Origin of the sequence: Streptomyces aurantiaciflavus (assembly GCF_049808595.1) — a bacterium.
Lineage (GTDB): Bacteria > Actinomycetota > Actinomycetes > Streptomycetales > Streptomycetaceae > Streptomyces.
In genome coordinates this window covers 213,029-233,645 of sequence record NZ_JBNCAQ010000009.1, presented here as the reverse complement: position 1 = coordinate 233,645, position 20,617 = coordinate 213,029, and the positions used below count along the sequence as shown (strand labels likewise).

Here is a 20,617-nt window from a genome sequence, read left to right as displayed (position 1 = left end):
AACACGGCATGGCCAAAAGAAGCAGGAAGTTCAAGAACAAGAAGATCCGGTTCGTCGCCGTCGGTGCGGCGCTCGCGACCGGTGGTGTCGTCGTCGCGCTGCTGCCGTCGGCGAACGCGGCACAGGAGTCGAAGACCCCGGCGCAGATCATGGACCTGTGCAAAAGGGCCAAGGTACTCAACGGCAAGCAGCAGTCCATCAGCGACTTCGGCGGGCATCCCATCGCCGGACCGAGTTTCGGGTCCGACAACTGCGATTTCGTCGAGACGAAGTTCGAGACCTTCGACGGCCCCACCGAAAAGGCCTCGATCGACTTCCCGAACTGCGAGCCGAACGCCACCCAGCCGGCCAAGGTGTCCATCACCTGGTCCGCCACGGCGGCACAGGGACAGGGCAAGTACACCGTCACCCAACAGGGGGGCGGTGGCGGCCTCTTCGGGCTGTTGAGCGGATCCTGGCTGAAGCACAAAGGCACCCTGGACATGACCGTGAAGTCGGCGACCGCCGGAACCACGGAACAGCGCGAAGTACCGGTCGGCAAGGTGCTCCACATGGAGTTCACGCCGAAGATGCAGCGCATGACCGGAGAGTGGCGGGTGCGGATCGACGCCCGCGAGGCGACGACCGTCACCAACGCCACCCCCGAGCAGAACTTCGTGGCGCCGGAGGTCGTCGAGGGCCCCGTCGTGCTGCCGGGCGCCGCGGGCGCCCCCGGTGTGGTGGACGGCACCTCCAAGGCCGTCCTCGAGGACTGCTGACCCCCGATCTCACCCCTTCGACCAGCCATTACCCCCACAGGAGACCATCATGACCCGCGCCGACCGTCCGAGAAGCCACCGCAGCAGGAAGAAGCGCGTCACCCTCGTCCTGGCCCCGGTGGCCGCCCTCGCGGTGGTCGTCCCGCTGATGAACCAGGCGGGCGCCGCCACCCCCTCCGAGGTGACCGCCGACTGCGCCGCGGACTCCGGCGAACTGGAGAACTGCGAGTTCGTCGACGTCCAGTTCAAGAGGAACAGCCTCGGCCCCAACCAACGCGTCTCGGCGGTGACCGACAACTGCGGAGCGACGGCCGCGGCGACGAACACCTTCAGTGTCAGCACATCCGTCACCAGAACCATTCAGCTGGAGGACGGCTTCACCGCGGCGGCCGACACCAAACTGGGAAACTCGTTCTTCGAGATCGGCGTGAAGTTCAACACCTCGGAAATCAACATCACGCGTGACGACAAGACGACCAGCCTGCAGTTCAGCAGGTCGGACACCGTGCAGCCGGACAGTATCGGTTTCTTCATGTGGTCCGCGAAACGCACCGACGTGAGCGGATTCCTCAGGGCCACCTACAAGGAGGAGCAGAGCGGTCAGAAGGTGTTCTTCGCACCGAGCGAGGGCGCTGCCACCGTCCACGTCTTCTATCCGCAGATCCTGAGGAACGGAACTCCGGACGGCCGCCTCTGGCTACGCAACGTGAAATGCGGCACTCCCGAGGCCGACGCGATCCTGAATTCCTCCGGCGGCGGCGCGCGGACCGACAGCGCCGAGGACGGCGGCGGCAGCGTCGCCGACCTCCGCGCGGAGCCCGGATTCGGTGAGGGCGGCGACGCGGTCACCGACGTGGAAATACCGCTCTCGGAAGTTCCCGCGCCATAGCCATGAGGTGAGGCTTCTCAGGTGCGAAGCACGGGCGCGGCCGGTGTGGCCCCGAGCCACCGCAGGACCGCGTCCGTGCTGCCCCGGGCGTCGAGCTTGCCGTAGATGTTGCTGAGGTTGTTGCGGACGGTCTTCTCGCTGAGTTTCAGGCGCAGCCCTATCTCCTGCGCGCCGAGCCCGGTCGACAGCAGCTCCATGATCTGCCGCTCGCGCGGCGAGAGCAGGGACCGCAGCCGCTCCATGGCGTCACCGGCCGTCGGCATCCGCTGGGCCCCCTCCCGCAGGGCGGCGCACGCGGCGGGCGACAGGTAGGTGTGGCCGACGGTGGCGGCCATCACCGCCGAGGACAGCATGTGGGTGCAGTAGTCGCCCTCGGCCAGATAGCCCGCCCCGCCCCGGAAGACCTCGACGACCGTCTCGGTGTCGGTGCGGTCGCTGACGACGATCACCGGGACGCTGCGGTCGTCCAGCGCCCTCAGCAGCCCCGGTAAGGCCTCCACCGGCTCCTCGCAGCGCAGTACGACGACGTCGAACGCGCCCTCACGCAGGCCGTCGTAGGGCGGTTGGACGTGCACCGTCCGGTCCACGTACGGATCGTCGGGGGCGGGCCAGCCGTCGAGCGGCCGGTCGCCCTCGGCGCAGGCGAGGGCGACGGAGAGTCGCTGGGAGGATCGCACTTACGGGGTCCTTCCGCCGGAGCCATCACGTCCGTACGTTCGTACATACGCGACCCGACGTGGACATGTTCAAACGTTCAAGAAGAACCTGTCACGGCGACGGCATCGCCGAGCAGCGGTCCCACCTCCGCCCCGAACTCGCCCATCTGGTCGGTGAGTTCGGCACGGCTCCGACAGCGGAAGCGCACCTGGATCTGGTGCACGCCCATCGCCCCGTACGCGCGCAGCGACTCCGCGAGAGCCTCCGGCGGTCCGGTGAGGGTGCGGCGGCCGACGTCCCAGGCGGGGGTGCCGACGTAGAGCGGCTCGGTGATGGCGCCGATCGTGAGCGGTGTGCCGTCGCCGCGCAGCCGCCGCAGCCGCTCGATCTGCGCGGGCAGCCGGTCCCTCGGGTCGCCCTGGGGCAGCCAGCCGTCCCCCTTGAGCGCGGCCCGGCGCACGGCGGCCGGGGAGGAGCCGCCGACCCACAGCGGCACCCGGGCCTGCGCGGGCCGGGGCCGCTGCCCGAGGCCCTCGAAGTCGTACAGCTTGCCGTGGTGGGACGGGAACTCCTCCTCCCCCAGCGCGGCCCGCAGCGCGTCGATCGTCTCGTCGAGGACCGCGCCCCGCCGCTCGAAGTCCACCCCGAGCGCCTCGAACTCCTCCCGTACGTGCCCGGCGCCCACCCCGAGGATCAGGCGGCCGCCGGACAGCGCGTCCAGGGTGGCGTACTGCTTGGCGGTGACCAGCGGGTGGCGCAGGCCGACCACCGCGACATGGGCGAGCAGCCGGACGCGTTCGGTGACGGCGGCGAGGTGGGCGAGGGTGGCCACGGGGTCGTACCAGACCGTGCTCATCGCGTCCGCGAGGCGGCGCGGGATCGCCACGTGGTCGCAGCAGGCCACATAGGCGAACCCGGCCCGGTCGGCGGCCCGCGCGATCTCCACCAGGTCGGCGGCTCCCGCGTCGGCCTCCCAGGGTTCGGCGTAGATCCCCGACTGGGACTGGACGGGGAGCTGGATGCCGTAGGCGAGGCTCACCGGGGGCTCCACAGGCCGTCCGGGGTGAGGCCCAGCAGGTCGATCGCGTTGCCCCGGACGATCCGCTCGACGACCTCCGGGTCCAGGTGGCCCATCTGGGACTCGCCGACCTCCTTCGACTTCGGCCAGGTGGAGTCGGAGTGCGGGTAGTCGGTCTCGTAGAGCACGTTCCCGACGCCGATCGAGTCCAGGTTCCGCAGGCCGAAGGCGTCGTCGAAGAAGCAGCCGTAGACGTGGTCGGCGAAGAGCTCGGACGGCGGCCGGTGGACCTTGTCGGCGACGCCGCCCCAGCCGCGGTTCTCCTCCCAGACGACGTCGGCGCGTTCGAGGATGTAGGGGATCCAGCCGATCTGGCCTTCGGCGTACATCACCTTCAGGTTCGGGAAGCGTTCGAACTTGCCGCTCATCAGCCAGTCGACCATCGAGAAACAGCAGTTGGCGAAGGTGATGGTGGAGCCGACGGCGGGCGGGGCGTCCTCGGAGGTGGAGGGCATACGGCTGGAGGAGCCGATGTGCATGGCGATGACGGTGCCGGTCTCGTCGCAGGCGGCGAGGAAGGGGTCCCACGCGTCGGTGTGGACGGAGGGCAGGCCCAGGAACGGCGGGATCTCGGAGAAGGCGACGGCGCGGACCCCGCGGGCCGCGTTGCGGCGGACCTCGGCCGCCGCCGACTCGGCGTCCCACAGGGGGATGAGGGTGAGCGGGATGAGCCGGCCCCGCGCCTTCGGGCCGCACCACTCCTCCACCATCCAGTCGTTGTAGGCGCGCACGCACAGGAGGCCGAGGTCGTGGTCGGCGGCCTCGGTGAAGGTCTGGCCGCAGAAGCGGGGGAAGGTGGGGAAGCAGACGGCGGACTGGACGTGGTTGACGTCCATGTCGGCGAGACGGGCGGGGACGTCGTAGGAGCCGGGGCGCATCTGCTCGTAGGTGATGACCTCCAGCTTGATCTCGTCCCGGTCGAAGCCGACGGCGGTGTCGAGGCGGGTGAGGGGGCGGTGCAGGTCCTCGTAGACCCACCAGTCGCCGATCGGGCCGTCGTCGCTGCCCGGGGTGCCCATGACGGGCTTGAAGCGGCCGCCGAGGAAGGTCATCTCCTTCAGCGGGGCGCGGACGACGCGGGGCCCGGTGTCGAGGTACTTCTTCGGGAGGCGGTCCTGCCAGACGGTGGGCGGTTCGACGGTGTGGTCGTCGACGGAGATGATCCGCGGGAAGGTCTCGTTGGTCTCCATGAAGGCACGGTAGCGCTGATCTGACGACCCGTCAGCTATGGCGGCAGCGGTCGGCGACCGGTGCCGCTGTCGGACTCTGTGCGAACGTGTGCGGGGAGCATGTGAGAGGTGTGTGGAGTCCCGTGCGTCGCCCTGTGTTCCCCGTGTGCCACCCTGTGATCGGCGTCTCCCACGGCTGACGGTTCCGGCCTGGGCAGGGCAAACTGACCTGGTTGGTCATGATGCCTAGGGGGACCCCGATGGACGACCGTGTTGGACACGGCGGCCCGCGCGTGCCGGAGCAGAGGCGCCCCGGCTCCTCCGGGAAGCCGGCGGCGTTGCGCTTCGACGTGCTCGGTCCGGTGCGCGCCTGGCGCGGCGAGGAGTCACTGGCGACCGGTTCCCCCCAGCAACGCGCCCTGCTCGCCGCCCTGTTGCTGCGCGAGGGCCGTACGGCGACGGCCGCCGAGCTGATCGACGCGCTGTGGGGCGAGGAGCCGCCGTCACAGGCGCTGGCGGCGGTGCGGACCTACGCCTCACGGCTGCGGAAGGTGCTGGACCCGGGCGTCCTGGTGAGCGAGTCCGGCGGGTACGCGGTGCGCGGGCTGCGGGAGGGCGCCCTCGACCTGGCGGTGGCGCAGGAGTGGGCGACGGAGGCCGAGAAGGCGCGCGGGGCCGGGGATCTCGGCCATGCGCGCAAGGTGCTGAACCGGGCGCTGGGCCTGTGGGACGGGGAGGCGCTGGCCGGCGTACCCGGCCCCTACGCGGAGGCGCAGCGCGTCCGCCTCGAGGAGTGGCGGCTCGGGCTCCTCGAGTCCCGCCTCGACCTGGACCTGGAGCTGGGCTGCCACGCGGAGGCGGTCTCCGAGCTGACCGCGCTCACGGCGGCGCATCCCCTGCGCGAACGCTTCCGTGAGCTGCTGATGCTCGCCCTGTACCGCAGCGGCCGGCAGGCGGAGGCACTGGCCGTGTACGCGGACACGCGGCGGCTGCTGGCGGAGGAACTGGGCGTGGACCCGCGGCCGGGCCTGCGCGAGCTCCAGCGCCGGATCCTCCAGGCCGACCCGGACCTCGTGGAGCCGTCCGCCCCGGCGGCCGAACCGCCGTCGGCGCCGGTCCGCCCGGCCCAACTCCCCGCCACCGTCCCCGACTTCACGGGCCGCAAGTCCTTCGTGACCGAGCTGAGCGAGGTGCTGGCCGGGGCGGCGGGCGGCGACGAGGACACCGGCCGGGTGATGGCGGTGTCCGCGCTGGCGGGCATCGGAGGCGTCGGCAAGACGACCCTCGCCGTGCACGTGGCCCACCAGGCCCGCTCGGCCTTCCCCGACGGGCAGTTGTACGTCGACCTGCAGGGCGCCGGGGCGCGGGCGGCGGAACCGGAGACGGTACTGGGCTCGTTCCTGCGGGCCCTGGGTACGGCCGACTCGGCCGTCCCGGACTCTCTGGAGGAACGGGCGGCGCTGTACCGCTCCGTGCTGGACGGCCGCCGCGTCCTCGTCCTGCTGGACAACGCGCGGGACGCGGCCCAGGTACGTCCGCTGCTGCCTGGGACGGCGGGGTGCGCGGCGCTGGTCACGTCGAGGGTGCGGATGGTGGACCTCGCCGGGGCCCACCTGGTCGACCTGGACGTGATGTCCCCCGACGAGGCGCTGGCGCTGTTCACGAAGATCGTCGGCGAGGAGCGGGTCGCCGCCGAGCGGGAGGCCGCGCTGGACGTCGTCGCCGCGTGCGGATTCCTGCCCCTGGCGATCCGCATCGCGGCGTCCCGCCTCGCGGCCCGCCGCACCTGGACCGTGTCCGTCCTCGCGGCCAAGCTCGCGGACGAGCGACGCCGCCTGGACGAACTCCAGGCCGGCGACCTCGCGGTCAAGGCCACCTTCGAACTCGGCTACGGCGCCCTGGAGCCCGCCCAGGCCCGGGCGTTCCGGCTGCTGGGCCTGGCCGACGGCCCGGACATCTCCCTGACGGCGGCAGCGGCGGTCCTGGACCTCCCGGTGGAGGAGACGGAGGACCTGCTGGAGTCCCTGGTGGACACCTCGCTGCTGGAGTCGGCGGCACCGGGACGGTACCGGTTCCATGACCTGGTCCGGCTCTACGCGCGTGCATGCGCGGAACGCGACGAACAGCCGCCCGGGGAGAGGGCCGCGGCGATGTCACGGCTGCTGGACTTCTACCTGGCCACGGCGGCGGGTGTGTACGCGATCGAACGGCCGGGGGATCGGCTGGTGGATCATCTGGAGGAAACGGAACACCAGGGGCTGAGCTTCGAGGACCGGCATGCGGCCCAGGACTGGCTGTACGCGGAGTCGGTCTGTCTGCTGGCCTGCGTACGGCAGTCCGTCGGCGCCAAGACCCTGAGAAGGGCCGTCGACCTTCTCTGCGCGACCAAGGACCTCGCCGAGTCGGGCGCCAACGCGCGTGAGTACGAAGTGGCCGCACTGACCCTGCGAGACCGGGCGCGAGACAGTGGAGACGTCCGCACCGAAGGCCGCGCGCGAACGGCCCTGACCAACGCCCACCTCGTCGCCGGCCGCTTCAAGGAAGCAGACGACGAAGCCCGGCAGGCCATGGAACTGGCCGCCCGAGCCAGTGACCCGCTCCCCAGTTGCTGGGCTCCCAACGACCGGGGCATCATCGCGATCTACGAGAACCGGCACGCCGACGGCGAACGCCACCTGCAGCAGGCGATCGAGAACTTCAGGGCTGACGGCAACGACGTCGGCGAGGCGAGCGCGCTGTGCAACCTGTCCCGGATCCACCTCGCCATGGGCCACACGTCCAGCGCCATCGAGCTGGCCCAACAGGGCATCGACATCTACGACCGCATGGGTCTCACGCTTCGGCTGGCCAACGGCCGCTACGCGCTCGGCATCGCTCTGACCCAGGCGGGCCGCCTTTCGGAGGCACTCGATCAGCTCACCGAAGCACTGACCCTCTTCCACGACAATCGTCAGCCTCTCTGGGAAGGCGTCACGCACTTCCGCATCGCGGAAGTCCACTTGGCAGCACAGCGCGCGACGCTCGCCGCGAGCCACGCGGAGCAGGCGATCGCGCTGCGGGGCATCGGCGGGGAGTGGCGACGCGGGACGGTCCTCACCGTGCTGGGAAGGGCGCTGTCCGCCATCGGCCAGTCGGACCGGGCCAGAGCATGCTGGCAGGAAGCCCTTGCCATCTACGAACGCTTGGGTTCCTCCGAGACGGGCGAGGTCCGTGAGCTGTTGGCCCCCGCGGCCGCGGCCTAGCGGTCCCTTTGACACGTTCATCGTTCGTTTATCGCCGCCCGGCACGCTTGGGGCAGTCGATCCGTCGCGCTGGGGGGCAAACGGATCGCCCAAGGCCACACCGTTAGGGTGAGCGGCCGAAAAGTGACCCGCCCGGCGGTCCGCGGGGGAGTTGCCGGGCGGGTCACTTCCACCCTTTGAACTGAGTTTCCGCAGGAGTTGAGAGCATGAGCAAGGCTGAGAAGAACGACGACGTCATCAAGCCCCTGGACAACCACGCCTCCTTCGTGGAGGAGGGGGTCCTCGCTACCGCCACCGAGAAGGACCAGCCCTCCGAGACGGAGATCACCACCCTGGACAACCACGCCTCGGGCGGCACTGCGAAGCTCCTCGACAACCACGCCTCGGACGAGACGGCCTGAAGCACAGCCCGACGGGGGAGACCGGCCGCGGCGGCGCGGAGGGGGAGCCGCCGCGGCCGAGGTGTGCCGGGCCGCCTGTTCACCTGCCGCCCCGGCGTCGTCCCCGTCCGCGACTCGAAGCGGGCAGCAGAGCCGGCGCACATCCCGCTCACCCACCCAAGGGCGGTTGTCCACAGGCCCAGCAGAGAACGGGCAGGACTGCGATCTTGGGTGGATGGGGCGGAGGGCGTTGCGGGAGTTGGCGGAGGGGGGAGTCCTCCTTACTTCGCGTGCCCTTGACGCGGGGTGGCCCAAGCGGAGCCTCACACGGGCGCTCCGGGCAGACGGCTGGACTCTCCTGAGAAAGGGTGCCTGGGCCGAGCCGGGAAGGAACCCGGACCTCGTCACGCGACTCCGGGCAGAGCAACTCCTCAACTCCCGGCTCGTCGTGAGCCACCGTTCGGCAGCCCCCCTGTGGCGGATCGAGACGCTGACCCGAGCCTCCCGTTCGCCCCTGGAGTTCACCGACCCCGAGCTCAGTCACCGGCCGGAAGGGCAAGACGTACGCGTGCACCGCACGCGCCTGGAGCCGGCGGACGTGTTCGAGCGGCGGGGCCTGCGGGTCACCGGCCCCGTACGGACCCTCACCGACCTGCTGCTGACCGGCCCCAGGGACGACGCCCTCGTCGCCGTCGAGTCGGGACTCGCCCGCCGCACAGTCGACGGCGTCCGCCGCGCACCGCTCACCGACCTCGACACGATCGGCTCAGCTCTCGGGCTGCGAGTACGGGCACGGGCGCGGGGCGCCGCCAGGGCACACACCTGGTTCGGTCTGTGCGACCCCCTCGCCGGATCACCGGCCGAGACGATCGCCCGCCTCCGCATGTACGACGCCGGCCTCCACGCCGAGTCACAGGTCGCCCTCCGTACACCGGACGGGCGCAGGATCGTGCTGGACTTCTTCTTCCGTGCCGAGGGCCTGGCCGTCGAGATCGAGGGCTACGCCTACCACGGCGCCCGCGATGCCCACCGCCGTGACGTCATCCGCTTCAACGCGCTCCAACAGTGCCCGGAGGTCAGACGCGTCCTGCGCTTCACCGCCGAGGACGTCTTCCACCAACCGGAGCGGATGATCCAGGAGATCCGCGCCGTCCTGGCGACTGCAAGGAACATCGCAAGCATCGCGTGAGTGTCGTGCGCTTCCGCGCCCCGAGGAGCTGTGCCGCCCGCAGGTGGCTGCAGTGACGCTGGATCGTCCGGCAACTCAGCGGACCAGGCTGGGCATCCGCCACCACCTCGCGGGCGGCCGGAACGAGGTGTCGGCTGGGGACGTGTCGGCCTGCGACCTTCGGGCCGCCGCCGGGCTTCCACGCAGGGAATCGGTGGTCGGCGCATCAGCGGGCATGGCGGCGCAGCAGGATCGCGAGCGTTTGGCGTGCGTCTCGGCGCCGCTCCGGGCTGCGGGAGAACACCGACACGGCCGCGGCGACGGCCGCGCTCCCGGTGTACAGAACACTCGCGGCTGCGGCGAGTTCGGCACCCGTGTGGAGCAGCGCGGGGAGAGCGGACATGGCTTGTGTACCTCCGTAGACAGTCCCCGGCGCTCGTCTTCGCCGGGCGGTAGTGGCAAACTTTCTCCACCATCCGGCGGGTTTCCGGCGATCTCCTGCAGAGAGAGCATGCCAAGTAGCCTGATCAACCCGCGTGTACGAGTCTTCCGGGGAGTTTCCGGCCGCGGTTGCGCGGACATCGGAGGAGAGGCAAATTGACCGCCGCCCGCTCAGCGTTACAGGAGTTCAGGGATGCGCTTTTCGAACTGTGGGTGGCGGCCGGCAAGCCCCCGTACAGCGCGCTTCTAAGGCTCGAAGACCCGGAGTTCGGCGTCCAGACGGCCGGTAACCAGACTCTGAGCGACTGGTTCACTGGCAAGAGCGCCCCATCCGAAGAGAAAACGAAATACGCTCTCGCGCTGATCCGCCGCCTGGTGGCCCGCATTCCCGATCGGTCCGCGCAGCACCAGAAATTCCGTCAGATGCAAGCTCGGCTGAGGGCAGCCCAGGCCGAGCGCAGCCAGAACCGCGGCGGGCGGCCGAGGTCCCGGACCGGGGGACGCGCTGGGGCACGGAAGAGGAGCGGCGCCGCTCCTACGAGGCGAGACCACGTGGACCGGCACAGCGAGGCAGTCACCACCGGCGGCAACAGTCCGGTGACCGTGTACCAGGTCGTCCCGCCGCACGAGGCCGCGGCACACACTGTCCCGTACCTCGAACTCCCCCCAGCGACACACAACTTCACCGGCCGGGAGGCTGAACTCGCCGCTGTATGGGACGTGCTCGACCCACACCATAATGAGAAGCGCCCTGCGACGATCGCCGCGATCTCCGGGATGCCCGGGATCGGCAAGAGTGAACTTGCGGTACAGGCGGCGCACGCGGCCCAGCGGCGAGGGTGGTGCCCCGGCGGTGTGCTGTACGTCGACCTCAGGTGGTACGAGCGGGACGACGCGGACGCGGTGGCGGACTTGGCGCTGTACGACCTGCTGCTGGTCCTGGGCGTGAGGGCGGAGCGCGTTCCGCGGCTGACGGGCCAGCGCGCCCAGCTCTACCGGGACGTCCTTGCCCAACGGGCCAGGCATTGTGAGCGCTTCCTCGTGGTCCTGGACAACGCCTCGAGCCCCGAACAGGTCCAAACGCTGCTCCCCAGCACGGGCGGCATCATCACTTCACGGGAGACGCTGGCCCGTCTCGATGGCGTCCGCCTGCTGAGGTTGGACGTGCTGAGCCCGGACGATGCCGTCGCCCTCATCAGCAAGGCGCTGGACGCCAGTGACAGCCGGATGGCGGAGCATCCGGCGTTGGCACGGGAGCTTGCCAGGCTCTGCGGTCATCTTCCGCTCGCGCTGCGGATCGCCGCCGCCCTGCTGGCAGAGGACCCCGAGGGCACGGTGGGTGAGTTGACCGCAGCGCTCGCCGACGAAAGGGAACGGCTTGCTGAGATCGCCCAGGGCGACTGGGCCGTCCGGGCCGCATTCGATCTGTCCTACGAGCGGCTGGCCGCTCACGAAGCCAGAGTCTTCCGGCTGCTGTCGATACGTCTCGGCGGCGACTTCTCCACCGAGACGGCCGCCGTGCTTACCGGTGACAGCGGCACATCCGTCCGACGCGCCCTGGTGTCATTGCGCCGTGCCGGCCTGGTCGACAGAGGCACGGCGGAAGGCCGCTGGCGTCTGCACGACCTGATCAGCGTGTACGTCGCGGATCTCGCCCGCGCCGAGGAGTCCGCGGACGACCTCACCGCGGCTCGCCACCGGCTGCTGCACCACTACGCCGCAGTCGCCGAGGAGGCGTCCCGGCAGCTTTGGAGCTCCGCGGGTGCCGGGGAGTCACGCTTCGAAGAATCCGTCGAGGCTCTGGAGTGGCTTGACGCGGAGGCCGTGGCGCTCGTCGCCGCGGTGCACACTGCCGAGGATGGCCGACTTCCCGAGTTGGTGGTGCGGTTGTCGGCGTGCATCGAGGACTACCTCCTCCTGCGGCGGCGGTTCAACGACGGGCTCGCCACCGCGGAGGCGGCGGTACGGGCGGCCCGTGCGCTGTGGGACCAACAGGACGAACGAGACCAGCGGGACGAGGGGGAGTTGGCCGGCGCGCTGGGCCGGTGGGGAAGATGGCTGGCCGCCGTGGGCCGCATCGAGGAAGCCATCGAGCCTCTGCAAAGTGCCGCCGTGGCCTACCGGCTGATCGGCAACCGCAGGGGCGAGGGCATGGCCTTGCGCCACTTCGCGCTGGCCAGAACCCATATGTACGACAACACTGCGGTGGCCTTCGAACGCGCGATCGACATCCAGCGGAGCCTTGGCGACCTGACTGCCGAGGCTGCCTCGCTCCTCGAACTGAGTGAGACCGTGCGCAAACGAGCGGTTTTGGAACCGGACTCCGGGCAGGTGCTCCTCAAGGACCGGGAGTTGCAGCAAGCGATCAACTGGTCCGCGCGTGCGGTGCTCCTGTACCGAAGGGCGGGAGGCCTGTACGGCGAAGGCAAGGCGCTTCGGGTTCTCGGCCGTTCGTGGGCGGACATGGGGCATGCGCGTGCCCTGGTGGGAAACCTGGCGACGGTAGCCCAACTGCGGCGCGTACTGAGCCCCGATGTAGAAAACGCCGACCTCGCGTACAGCTGGCTGCGGAATCTCAACAGAAAAGCGGAAGAGCTACGGAGTACCGGCTGGTCTCCTCAGGACTTGAGGGAGGCCCGCAAGGCCGTGCGGCATCTCGAACGGTCGGTCGAAGTCTTCCGTCGATTCAAGGACCCATACGGCGAAGTCCATGCTCTGACCGACCTGGCCTTCGCCCAGGGAATCGCGGGTGACGCCGGCCACGAGACGGTTCTCCTTGACCAGGCTTGGCGGATTGCAGTGGAGACCGAGGACCCGCACATCCAGGCGGTCGTGCTCCGCGGGCGAGGTGAGGAAGCGCTGAGGAACGAGCGGTACGAGGACGCCGTACGGCACTTCGAGGAGGCACTGCGGCTCTTCCGGGAGATCGGCGATATGTACGAGGAGGACCCGACGCGGACCCGTCTGGTCTACGCCTTGGAGCACGCGCGATGCATGGACGATGCCAATGCCCAGAGGAACCGGATGGTGCACATGTCGTTCCGAGCCACGATGCAAGCGTCCGATGGCACTGACTACACATGGGATGGCCTACCCCCTGCCGACGAGGAGTCGGTTCAGGACCTCCTGAGACGCGTGACCGCCCCCTTCGCGAGCGACTCCCCGAGACCCAAGTCCTAGGTGTGCACGTTCAGCAACGCAGTCGGGTGGGTTGGGGCCACCTCCAACGCCCAGACTTCCCAGGTCAGCCGCCCCACCCTGGCCCCAACCCACCAATTGCCGCTTGGTCCCCAATGAGTGAGGCTCACGAACAGGCCAAGGAACTGGCGGCCCCACAGCCACGCCCCCAACAGACGCTCACCTCAACACCCTCCCCACCCCAGGCACCCTCACCCCCGCAACTCCCCCTTGACCACCTTCCCGCCGGCGTTCCTGGGCAGCTCCCGCACGAACTCCACCGCCCGTGGCACCTTGTAGTTCGCCATCTCGCGGCGTGCCCAGGCGATCAGGTCGTCCCCTGTCAGGACGGCTCCCGCCCGCCGGACCACAAAGGCCTTGCCGACCTCGCCGAGCCGCGCGTCCGGGACGCCGATCACCGCGACGTCGGCCACATCCGGATGCAGGCCGAGCAGTTGCTCTATCTCCGCGGGGTACGCGTTGAAGCCGCCGACGATGAACATGTCCTTGATGCGGTCGGTGATGCGGAGGTTGCCGGCCTCGTCGAGGACGCCGATGTCGCCCGTCCGCAGCCAGCCGTCGTCCGTCAGGGCCTCGGCCGTGGCCGCCTCGTCCTCGTAGTAGCCGCGCATGACGTTGAAGCCGCGGACGAGGACCTCCCCGGGGGCGCCGGGGCCCAGGGCGGTTCCGGCGCCGGAGACGACCTTCACCTCCGTGCCGGGGATCGCCCGGCCCGAGGTGGACGCGATCACCGTCGGCTCGTCTCCCCGGCGGCACATCGTCACGATGCCGCCGGCCTCCGAGAGGCCGTACGCCGTCAGGACGGTGCCCACGCCCAGTTCGCCCCGCAGTCGTTCCACCAGCCGCAGCGGCACGACCGCCGCGCCCGTCACCACCAGCCGCAGCGCGGAGAGGTCGTGGGCGTCCCGGGCGGGGTGGTCCAGCAGGGACTGGTGGAGGGTGGGTGGGCCCGGCAGGACCGACACCCGTTCCTTCGCGATGTTCGCGAGGGCCGTGTTCACGTTGAACACCGGCTGGGGGATCATCGTCGCGCCCCGCATGAGGCAGGCGATGACGCCCGCCTTGTAGCCGAAGGTGTGGAAGAAGGGGTTGACGATCAGGTAGCGGTCGCCCTGGCGCAGGCCGGCCAGGTCGGACCAGATCTCGTAGGCCCGCAGTGTCTGGGCGTGTGTGATCACCGCGCCCTTGGGGCGGCCCGTCGTGCCCGAGGTGAAGATGATGTCCGACGGGGAGGAGCCGTCCACCGTCTCCGACCTCGCCCGTACCTCCGCCGCCCCCAGCCCCTCCCCGCTCGCCAGGAAGTCCTTCCAGGTGCGGAAGCCCACCGGCGCGTCCTCCGACAGGACCACCACCTGCTCCAGCCCGGGCAGACCGCCCAACGGCCCCTCCCCCGGGCCCTCGCCGGCCGCCCGCCGCAGTGACGCCACGTACGACGTCCCCAGGAACGTGCCTGTCACGAACAGCAGTTTCGCGCCGCTCCGGGCCAGGACGTCCGCCGCCTCCGCGCCCTTGAAGCGTGTGTTGAGGGGGACCAGGACCGCGCCGGCCGACACCGCTCCCAGTGCCGCCACCATCCAGTCGAGGGAGTTGGGCGCCCAGATCGCCACCCGGTCGCCGGCCCCGACCCCGTTCGCCATGCATGCCGCCGCCGCCCGCTCCACCCGTGCGCCCAGCTCGCCGTACGAGATGCGCGTACGGCCCTCCACCACCGCCTCGACGTCCGTGTACCGTCCGGCCGCCCACCGGACCAGCCCCGGGATCGTCCCCCACTGCTCGTCACCGCGCACGACGACCTCCCCACTACCGCTAGCTGACTGTCCGTCAGATTAGCTGTAACCTGACGGGCTGTCAGCTCCACTCATCTCCCCCCTCTGCGGAGGTGCGCGCGCATGCCCGGAGCAGCAGGACTCAAGGACGCCACGGCCATCGTCGGCATCGGACAGACCCCCTTCGCCAAGCACCTCCCCGAGGACGAGAGGACCCTCGCCTGCCGTGCCGTCCTCGCCGCGCTCGACGACGCCGGGATCGCGCCCGGCGAGGTCGACGCGCTCGCCTCCTACACCATGGAGGAGACCGACGAGGTGGAGCTGGCGAAGGCCGTCGGGTTCGGGGACCTCACCTTCTTCAGCCGCGTCCCCTACGGGGGCGGCGGCTCCTGTGCCACCGTCGCCCATCTCGCCGCCGCCATCGCCTCCGGGCAGGCGTCGGTCGGGGTGGCGTGGCGGTCACGGAAGCGGGGCAGCGGGCCGCGCCCCTGGACCAACACCACCGTCCAGCTCCCCACCCCGGCCCAGTGGACCCGGCCGTACGGGCTCCTGCGGCCCGTCGACGAGATCGCCATGCTGGCCCGCCGCTACATGCACGAGTACGGCGCCACCAGGGACCATCTCTTCAACGTCGCCCTCGCCTGCCGGAACCGGGCCAACCAGAACCCCGCCGCCGTGATGTACGAGCGGCCCCTCACCCGTGAGTCGTACATGAGCTCCCGCTGGATCAGCGAGCCCCTCTGCCTCTACGACAACTGCCTGGAGACGGACGGCGCGCTGGCCTGTGTGGTGGTGAGCCGCGAGCGGGCGCGGGACTGCCGGCAGCGGCCCGTCCTCGTCCACTCCGCCGCGCAGGGGCTGCCCGCCCAGCACCACGGCATGGTCAACTACTGGAACGACGACCCGCTCACCGGCCCGGCCTGGACCGCCGCCCGACACCTGTGGAAACACGCCGACTTCACCCCGCAGGACGTCGACGTGGCCCAGATCTACGACGCGTTCACGCCCCTGGTCCCCCTCTCCCTGGAGGGCTACGGGTTCTGCGGCCGGGGCGAGGGAGGCGCGTTCACCGAGGGCGGCGCCCTGGAGATCGGCGGCCGGCTGCCCCTGAACACCGGCGGGGGCGGGCTCTCCGAGGCGTACGTCCATGGCTTCAACCTCATCAACGAGGGCGTGAAGCAGCTACGGGGGACCAGTACGGCGCAGGTCCCGGGCGCCGCCACCTGTCTCGTCACCGCCGGCGAGGGAGTCCCCACCTCCGCACTGCTCCTGAGGAGTTGAGATGCTCGATCCCCTCGTCGACCCCGACGGCGCCCCCTTCTGGGAGTACGCCGCCCGGGGCGAACTCCGCGTCCAGACCTGCGCCGACTGCGGCGAACCCCGCTTCCCGCCCCGCCCCTGCTGCCCCCACTGCCAGTCCTTCGCGAGCGAGTGGGCGCCCACCTCCGGACGCGGGCGCGTCTGGTCCTATGTGGTCCCGCATCCGCCGCTCCTCCCCGACTACGCCGAGCACGCTCCCTACAACGTCGTCCTCGTGGAGCTGGCCGAGGCGCCCCGGATACGGCTGGTCGGGAACCTGGTGCGGGAGGCCGGGGCGCCGATCGACTCCCTTCCCGCCGACCGTCTGCGCATCGGCGCCCGCGTCCAGGCCGTGTTCGACGGGAGCCGTCTCCCCCAGTGGGTCCTGGAGCGCCCGTGAGCCTGCGGACCAGCACCGACAAGGACACCGGCGTCGCCGTGGTCACCCTCGACCGGCCGGAGCGGCTCAACGCCATCGACCTCGACATGGCTCGGCGACTCGTCGACGTGTGGCGGGAGTTGCGGTTCGACGACTCCGTACGGGCCGTCGTCCTCACCGGTGCCGGGCAGCGCGCCTTCTCCACCGGGATCGACCGGAGCGCCGTCGTGCCGCAGCCGTCCTCCCCGTACATGCAGGACGATCCGCTCCTCACCGTCGGGCCGAAGGCGAACGACCTGTGGAAGCCGGTCGTCGCCGCCGTCGAGGGGATGGCCTGCGGGGGCGCCTTCTATCTGCTCGGGGAGTGCGAGTTCCTCGTCGCCGGCGCCGACGCCGTCTTCTTCGACCCGCACACCACCTACGGGATGGTCAGCGCGTACGAGTCGGTGCTCATGGCGCAGCGGATGCCGTACGGGGAGGTCGCGCGGATGATGCTCATGGGGACCGCCGAGCGAATCTCCGCCCGGCGGGCGTACGAGATCGGGTTGGTGTCGGAGGTCACCGACACCGGTGGGGCGCTGGAGGCCGCTGTCGCCTGCGCCAAGGTCGTCGCGGGGTATCCGGCCGCCGGTGTCCAGGGCACAGTACGGGCCCTGTGGGCGGCGAAGGAGGCGGCCCGGGCGGCCGGGTTCGCGCAGGCGCCGTGTCTCGTCTCGCTGGGGAACCTGCCCGCCGAGCGGCAGGCGGAGCTGTTCGCCGGCCGTTCCGCTGCCGATCCCCGGGTGCGCTAGGGAGTTCACGTCGACGGGTCCGTCTCGCAGAGGGCGGTCCCGGCCGCGCGGGCCGGGTGCGGCGGTGAGGCATGACCGGCGCCGTACGTGGCACACGTGGTGAGCATGAGCACCACCGACGTACGGCGGGGTGAGCCGGTCACCACGGTTCTCACCTGGGAGGTGCGCCCCGGCCGGGAGCAGGAGTTCGAGGACTGGACGCACGGGATCACCCGGTGCGCCAGACGGTTCCCGGGCAACGAGGGCGTCTCATGGCTGCGCCCGGAGCAGGGTCACCGCTTCCACGCGGTGCTGCGCTGGTCCGATCCGCACCGGCTCGCCGCGTGGCTGGAGTCGGACGAGCGGGCGGAGTGGCACGCGCGGATCGAGGGTGTCGCCACGGAGATCGGCAGCGAGCGGCAGTCGACGACCGGGATGGAGACCTGGTTCAGTCTGCCCGGCACCACTGTCCAGTCCCCGCCCCGCTGGAAGATGGTGCTCACCACGTTCCTCGGCGCCTATCCGTTCACGCTGCTGATCCAGTGGCTGGTGACGCCCCGTACGGGTGGCTGGCCCCTGCCGCTGCGCAGCGCCGTGTTCCCGGTGGTGCTGCTGCCGACGCTGACGTATCTGGTGATGCCGCGGCTGAGCCGCCTGCTGCGGCGGTGGCTGTACCCTCCGCCGGACCGGTGAGCGGGCGGCGGGAGCGGAGCCCGTCCGCCTGTCGCGATCATGTCACTGCATGGCGACCTGTGCGTACGGGGCGTAGCGTCTGGGGTGAGAGCGGCGAACGGGCCGCTCCCCGCAGCGACGGCCGCCGTCCGGCCCCCTTTCCGTGTTATTCGGTACGACGGCCGTCCCGGACGGCACAGCGGCGCGCTACGCCGTTCTCGCCGTCCCGGTGCCCTTCTCCGCGTCGAGCGCGTACACGCACCGGTCCTTGCTGCACGCGTACACCACACCGTCGCGGACCACCGGGGAGCCGGTGATCTCGCCGCCGGTCGCCAGCTTCCAGCGCAGCCGTCCGTCGTCGGCCTTCAGGGTGTACAGCAGGTGGTCCGTGGAGCCGAAGTGGATGCGGCCCTCGGCGACCGCGGGGGCGCCCACGATGTCGCCGCCCGCCTGGAAGCGCCACTTGGGTGTGCCCGTGACGGCGTCCAGGGTGTAGAGGCCCTTGCCGCTGCCGACGTGGACGTGGCCGGCGGCCACCAGCACCGGATCGACGGAGGAGCGGGCCTCGGTGGCGATGCGCCAGCGGTCGCGGCCGTCGGTGGCGTCGAGGGCGTAGACCGTGCCGAGGTAGTCCGCCAGATACACCCCGCCGCCCGTCACCGCGGGGCCGGGGACGAAGGTGGGCGGGGAGAGGAAGACCGCCGGGGCCTCGAAGTGCCAGCGCACCATGCCGCTCGCCACGTCCACGGCGAGGACGCGGGTGCCGGCGGAGAGGTAGACGTAGCCGTCGGAGGCGGAGGTGACCCGGACCGGGACGCCGCCGCAGGAGGCCATGTCGCCGATGGGGTACGACCAGCGCTCGTCGCCCGTGCGGGCGTCCAGGGCGCGCAGGCGGGCGTCCTGCCAGACGTAGACCGTGCCGTCGTGGAGCGCCGGTCCGGCCTCCGGGGACTCGAAGTCGGTCTGGCAGCCGGTGACCTCCCACAGCTTCTGGCCGGTGGAGGCCTCCCAGCCCTGGACGCCGCCGCCGCGGGTGCCGGTGACGACGGTGCCCCGCTCGGCCTTGAGGCAGTACACCCAGGCGTCCGTCGGCAGCCGCCACAGGTCGGTGCCCTCGCGGGCGTCCAGGGCGAACAGGGTGGGGCCGTCGGAGGCGTGGACACGGCCGTCCGCGACCGCCATCGACCAGGCCACGTCCCGCGTCTTGAAGCGGCGGCGGCCGGTGGCCACGTCCAGGGCGTGCACCTCGAAGGAGGTGACGTAGACGAGGTCGCCGTCGACCGCGGGGGTGCCCCAGACGTCGTTGGACATGCGGAAACGCCAGGGGCGCCAGCCCGCCGGGGCGTCCGGGGCCGCCGTGGGGGCCGCCGGTGCCGTGGTCGGGTCGGCGCCGTTGACGCCGGGGTTGAGCCGGGTCCAGTGCGCGGAGAGGGCGGGTTCGGGCGCGGCGGCCCGGACGGCGGCGGTGGCGCGGACGTCGGCGACGCGCGGCCCGGGGCCGATGGGCACGGGCGCGCCGGCCAGGCGCACGGGGCCGGTGTCGGGGGCGCCGACCGCGACGGGCGCGGGCTCCGGAGGGGCCGGTACGACGGGGTCGTGCGAGGGCGGGGGCGGTACGGCGGGCCGTGCCATGCCCACGCCGCCGCCCCCGCCGCGGGCCGGGGCGGAGGCGGCGGGCTTGCCGGGCGGGCGTCCGCCGCGGCGGGTCTCGATGAGGGTGACCGCCTTCTCGGGCAGCCACGCCGACGCCGTACCGCTGTCGTCGGAGCCGGAGCCGAAGAGGTGGGGGGCGAGCTGGGCCTGGAGGTCGGCCGGGTTGGGGCGGGCCGTCGCCTCCATCTGCATGCAGGACTCGATGAGCGGGCGCAGCTCGTCCGGGAGGCCTTCGAGGTCGGGGCCCTCGCGCAGCAGCATGAAGACCGTCTCGACCGGGTTGGCGCCGTGGAAGGGCGGGTGACCGGTGGCGGCGAAGACCAGCATGGAGCCGAGCGAGAAGACGTCGCTGGCGCCGGTCACGCTGCGGGAGTCCTTGGCCTGCTCCGGGGACATGTAGGCGGGCGTGCCGACGGCGACGTTGGTCATCGTCAGACGTGTGTTCGAGACGCCGGACGCGATGCCGAAGTCGATCACACGGGGGCCGTCCTCGACGACGAGCACGTTCGACGGCTTCAGGTCGCGGTGGACGAGGCCGGCGCCGTGGATGGACTGCAGGGCCTCCGCGACGCCCGCGGCCAGCCAGCGCACCGCCTGGGCCGGGAGCGGCCCGCACTCGTTCACTATCTCCTCGAGCGACGGCGCGGGCACGTAGGCGGTGGCGAGCCAGGGCACGGCGGCGCGCGGGTCGGCGTCGACGACGGCGGCCGTGTAGAAGCCGGAGACCGCCCGGGCCGCCTCCACCTCGCGCGTGAAGCGCACGCGGAAGAGCTGGTCCTCGGCGAGCTCGGTCCGGACCGTCTTGATCGCCACGCGCCGGCCCGAGGCCGAGCGTGCCAGATAGACCAGCCCCATGCCGCCGGCCCCCAGCCGTCCCAGCACCTCGAACGGCCCGATCCGCCGCGGATCGTGCTGTGTCAGCTGATCCACCACTTGCCTGCCACCTCCCCGTACGAGCCGCGCCACCCATGTGTGCACGCGACCGAAGTGCAGCGTCTCACCACCGCACCGCCATGGCGGCACGCACCCCGATTCTTCCTGGCCGGGCCTTCGGTTGCGAACCCGGGGAGAATCAGGGTGTCCAATACCATTTACCGC

16 protein-coding genes are annotated in these 20,617 nt (G+C 71.2%); 10 read left to right on the top strand and 6 right to left on the bottom strand.

Annotated features, from left to right (window positions below):
- Positions 1 to 8: 8 nt before the first annotated feature.
- Together ACPT94_RS13250 and ACPT94_RS13245 are read left to right on the top strand one after the other, a co-directional pair.
- The gene (locus ACPT94_RS13250) at positions 9 to 758 is read left to right on the top strand and encodes a hypothetical protein (RefSeq protein ID WP_425245896.1); all 750 of its coding nucleotides are present in this window, start codon (positions 9 to 11) and stop codon (positions 756 to 758) included.
- Between the two features lie 49 nt (positions 759 to 807).
- Complete coding sequence (locus tag ACPT94_RS13245; protein WP_360334568.1) at positions 808 to 1,647, top strand: hypothetical protein; 840 nt, start codon at positions 808 to 810, stop codon at positions 1,645 to 1,647.
- Positions 1,648 to 1,664: 17 nt separating this feature from the next.
- Here the strand turns inward: ACPT94_RS13245 and ACPT94_RS13240 are convergent, their stop codons facing one another.
- From ACPT94_RS13240 to ACPT94_RS13230, 3 genes are all read right to left on the bottom strand, one after another.
- Complete coding sequence (locus ACPT94_RS13240) at positions 1,665 to 2,324, bottom strand: LuxR C-terminal-related transcriptional regulator (RefSeq protein ID WP_425245895.1); 660 nt, start codon at positions 2,322 to 2,324, stop codon at positions 1,665 to 1,667.
- Between the two features lie 77 nt (positions 2,325 to 2,401).
- Positions 2,402 to 3,343 (bottom strand): LLM class F420-dependent oxidoreductase, encoded by a 942-nt coding sequence (locus tag ACPT94_RS13235; protein ID WP_425245894.1) that lies wholly within the window; start codon positions 3,341 to 3,343, stop codon positions 2,402 to 2,404.
- Positions 3,340 to 4,572 (bottom strand): amidohydrolase family protein, encoded by a 1,233-nt coding sequence (locus ACPT94_RS13230; RefSeq protein WP_360334559.1) that lies wholly within the window; start codon positions 4,570 to 4,572, stop codon positions 3,340 to 3,342. The genes ACPT94_RS13235 and ACPT94_RS13230 overlap by 4 nt, the downstream gene beginning before the upstream one ends.
- Positions 4,573 to 4,811: 239 nt before the next feature.
- Between ACPT94_RS13230 and afsR the strand changes: the two genes are divergently transcribed.
- The 3 genes from afsR to ACPT94_RS13215 all read left to right on the top strand — a co-directional run bounded on the left by afsR (position 4,812) and on the right by ACPT94_RS13215 (position 9,362).
- On the top strand, positions 4,812 to 7,793 hold the full coding sequence (afsR, locus tag ACPT94_RS13225) for an SARP-family global regulator AfsR (RefSeq protein ID WP_425245893.1): 2,982 nt from the start codon (positions 4,812 to 4,814) through the stop codon (positions 7,791 to 7,793).
- 206 nt (positions 7,794 to 7,999) lie between these two features.
- Complete coding sequence (locus ACPT94_RS13220; RefSeq protein WP_425245892.1) at positions 8,000 to 8,194, top strand: hypothetical protein; 195 nt, start codon at positions 8,000 to 8,002, stop codon at positions 8,192 to 8,194.
- Positions 8,195 to 8,621: 427 nt separating this feature from the next.
- Positions 8,622 to 9,362 carry an endonuclease domain-containing protein gene (locus ACPT94_RS13215; RefSeq protein ID WP_425245891.1) on the top strand — a complete coding sequence of 247 codons (741 nt, stop codon included), beginning with the start codon at positions 8,622 to 8,624 and terminating at the stop codon, positions 9,360 to 9,362.
- Positions 9,363 to 9,567: 205 nt separating this feature from the next.
- Here the strand turns inward: ACPT94_RS13215 and ACPT94_RS13210 are convergent, their stop codons facing one another.
- The gene (locus ACPT94_RS13210) at positions 9,568 to 9,744 is read right to left on the bottom strand and encodes a hypothetical protein (protein WP_425245890.1); all 177 of its coding nucleotides are present in this window, start codon (positions 9,742 to 9,744) and stop codon (positions 9,568 to 9,570) included.
- Positions 9,745 to 9,938: 194 nt separating this feature from the next.
- Here ACPT94_RS13210 and ACPT94_RS13205 point away from each other — a divergent pair, with 194 nt between their 5' ends.
- Positions 9,939 to 12,962, top strand: a complete 3,024-nt coding sequence (locus ACPT94_RS13205) for an NB-ARC domain-containing protein (RefSeq protein WP_425245889.1) — start codon at positions 9,939 to 9,941, stop codon at positions 12,960 to 12,962.
- 209 nt (positions 12,963 to 13,171) lie between these two features.
- On the opposite strand, the gene ACPT94_RS13200 is transcribed toward ACPT94_RS13205, so the two are convergent.
- On the bottom strand, positions 13,172 to 14,767 hold the full coding sequence (locus tag ACPT94_RS13200) for a FadD3 family acyl-CoA ligase (protein WP_425245888.1): 1,596 nt from the start codon (positions 14,765 to 14,767) through the stop codon (positions 13,172 to 13,174).
- 102 nt (positions 14,768 to 14,869) lie between these two features.
- Here ACPT94_RS13200 and ACPT94_RS13195 point away from each other — a divergent pair, with 102 nt between their 5' ends.
- From ACPT94_RS13195 to ACPT94_RS13180, 4 genes are all read left to right on the top strand, one after another.
- Complete coding sequence (locus ACPT94_RS13195) at positions 14,870 to 16,027, top strand: lipid-transfer protein (protein ID WP_360334547.1); 1,158 nt, start codon at positions 14,870 to 14,872, stop codon at positions 16,025 to 16,027.
- Between the two features lies 1 nt (position 16,028).
- Positions 16,029 to 16,445 carry a Zn-ribbon domain-containing OB-fold protein gene (locus tag ACPT94_RS13190; RefSeq protein ID WP_425245887.1) on the top strand — a complete coding sequence of 139 codons (417 nt, stop codon included), beginning with the start codon at positions 16,029 to 16,031 and terminating at the stop codon, positions 16,443 to 16,445.
- A complete protein-coding gene (locus ACPT94_RS13185) occupies positions 16,442 to 17,215 on the top strand; it encodes an enoyl-CoA hydratase/isomerase family protein (protein WP_425245886.1) in 774 nt (257 codons plus the stop codon). Before ACPT94_RS13190 ends, ACPT94_RS13185 begins: the two co-directional genes overlap by 4 nt.
- A gap of 105 nt (positions 17,216 to 17,320) precedes the next feature.
- The gene (locus ACPT94_RS13180) at positions 17,321 to 17,887 is read left to right on the top strand and encodes an antibiotic biosynthesis monooxygenase (protein ID WP_425245885.1); all 567 of its coding nucleotides are present in this window, start codon (positions 17,321 to 17,323) and stop codon (positions 17,885 to 17,887) included.
- A 186-nt stretch (positions 17,888 to 18,073) separates the two neighbouring features.
- Here ACPT94_RS13180 and afsK read toward each other — a convergent pair whose 3' ends face one another.
- Positions 18,074 to 20,452: a protein serine/threonine kinase AfsK gene (afsK, locus tag ACPT94_RS13175; RefSeq protein ID WP_360334536.1), complete on the bottom strand. Its 2,379-nt coding sequence runs from the start codon at positions 20,450 to 20,452 to the stop codon at positions 18,074 to 18,076.
- Positions 20,453 to 20,617 lie beyond the last annotated feature (165 nt).

Coding starts and splice junctions, on each gene's coding strand:
- ACPT94_RS13250 (WP_425245896.1), top strand. CDS start 9: ATGGCCAAAAGAAGCAGGAAGTTCAAGAACAAGAAGATCCGGTTCGTC.
- ACPT94_RS13245 (WP_360334568.1), top strand. CDS start 808: ATGACCCGCGCCGACCGTCCGAGAAGCCACCGCAGCAGGAAGAAGCGC.
- ACPT94_RS13230 (WP_360334559.1), bottom strand. CDS start 4,572: ATGGAGACCAACGAGACCTTCCCGCGGATCATCTCCGTCGACGACCAC.
- afsR (WP_425245893.1), top strand. CDS start 4,812: ATGGACGACCGTGTTGGACACGGCGGCCCGCGCGTGCCGGAGCAGAGG.
- ACPT94_RS13220 (WP_425245892.1), top strand. CDS start 8,000: ATGAGCAAGGCTGAGAAGAACGACGACGTCATCAAGCCCCTGGACAAC.
- ACPT94_RS13210 (WP_425245890.1), bottom strand. CDS start 9,744: ATGTCCGCTCTCCCCGCGCTGCTCCACACGGGTGCCGAACTCGCCGCA.
- ACPT94_RS13195 (WP_360334547.1), top strand. CDS start 14,870: ATGCCCGGAGCAGCAGGACTCAAGGACGCCACGGCCATCGTCGGCATC.
- ACPT94_RS13190 (WP_425245887.1), top strand. CDS start 16,029: ATGCTCGATCCCCTCGTCGACCCCGACGGCGCCCCCTTCTGGGAGTAC.
- ACPT94_RS13180 (WP_425245885.1), top strand. CDS start 17,321: ATGAGCACCACCGACGTACGGCGGGGTGAGCCGGTCACCACGGTTCTC.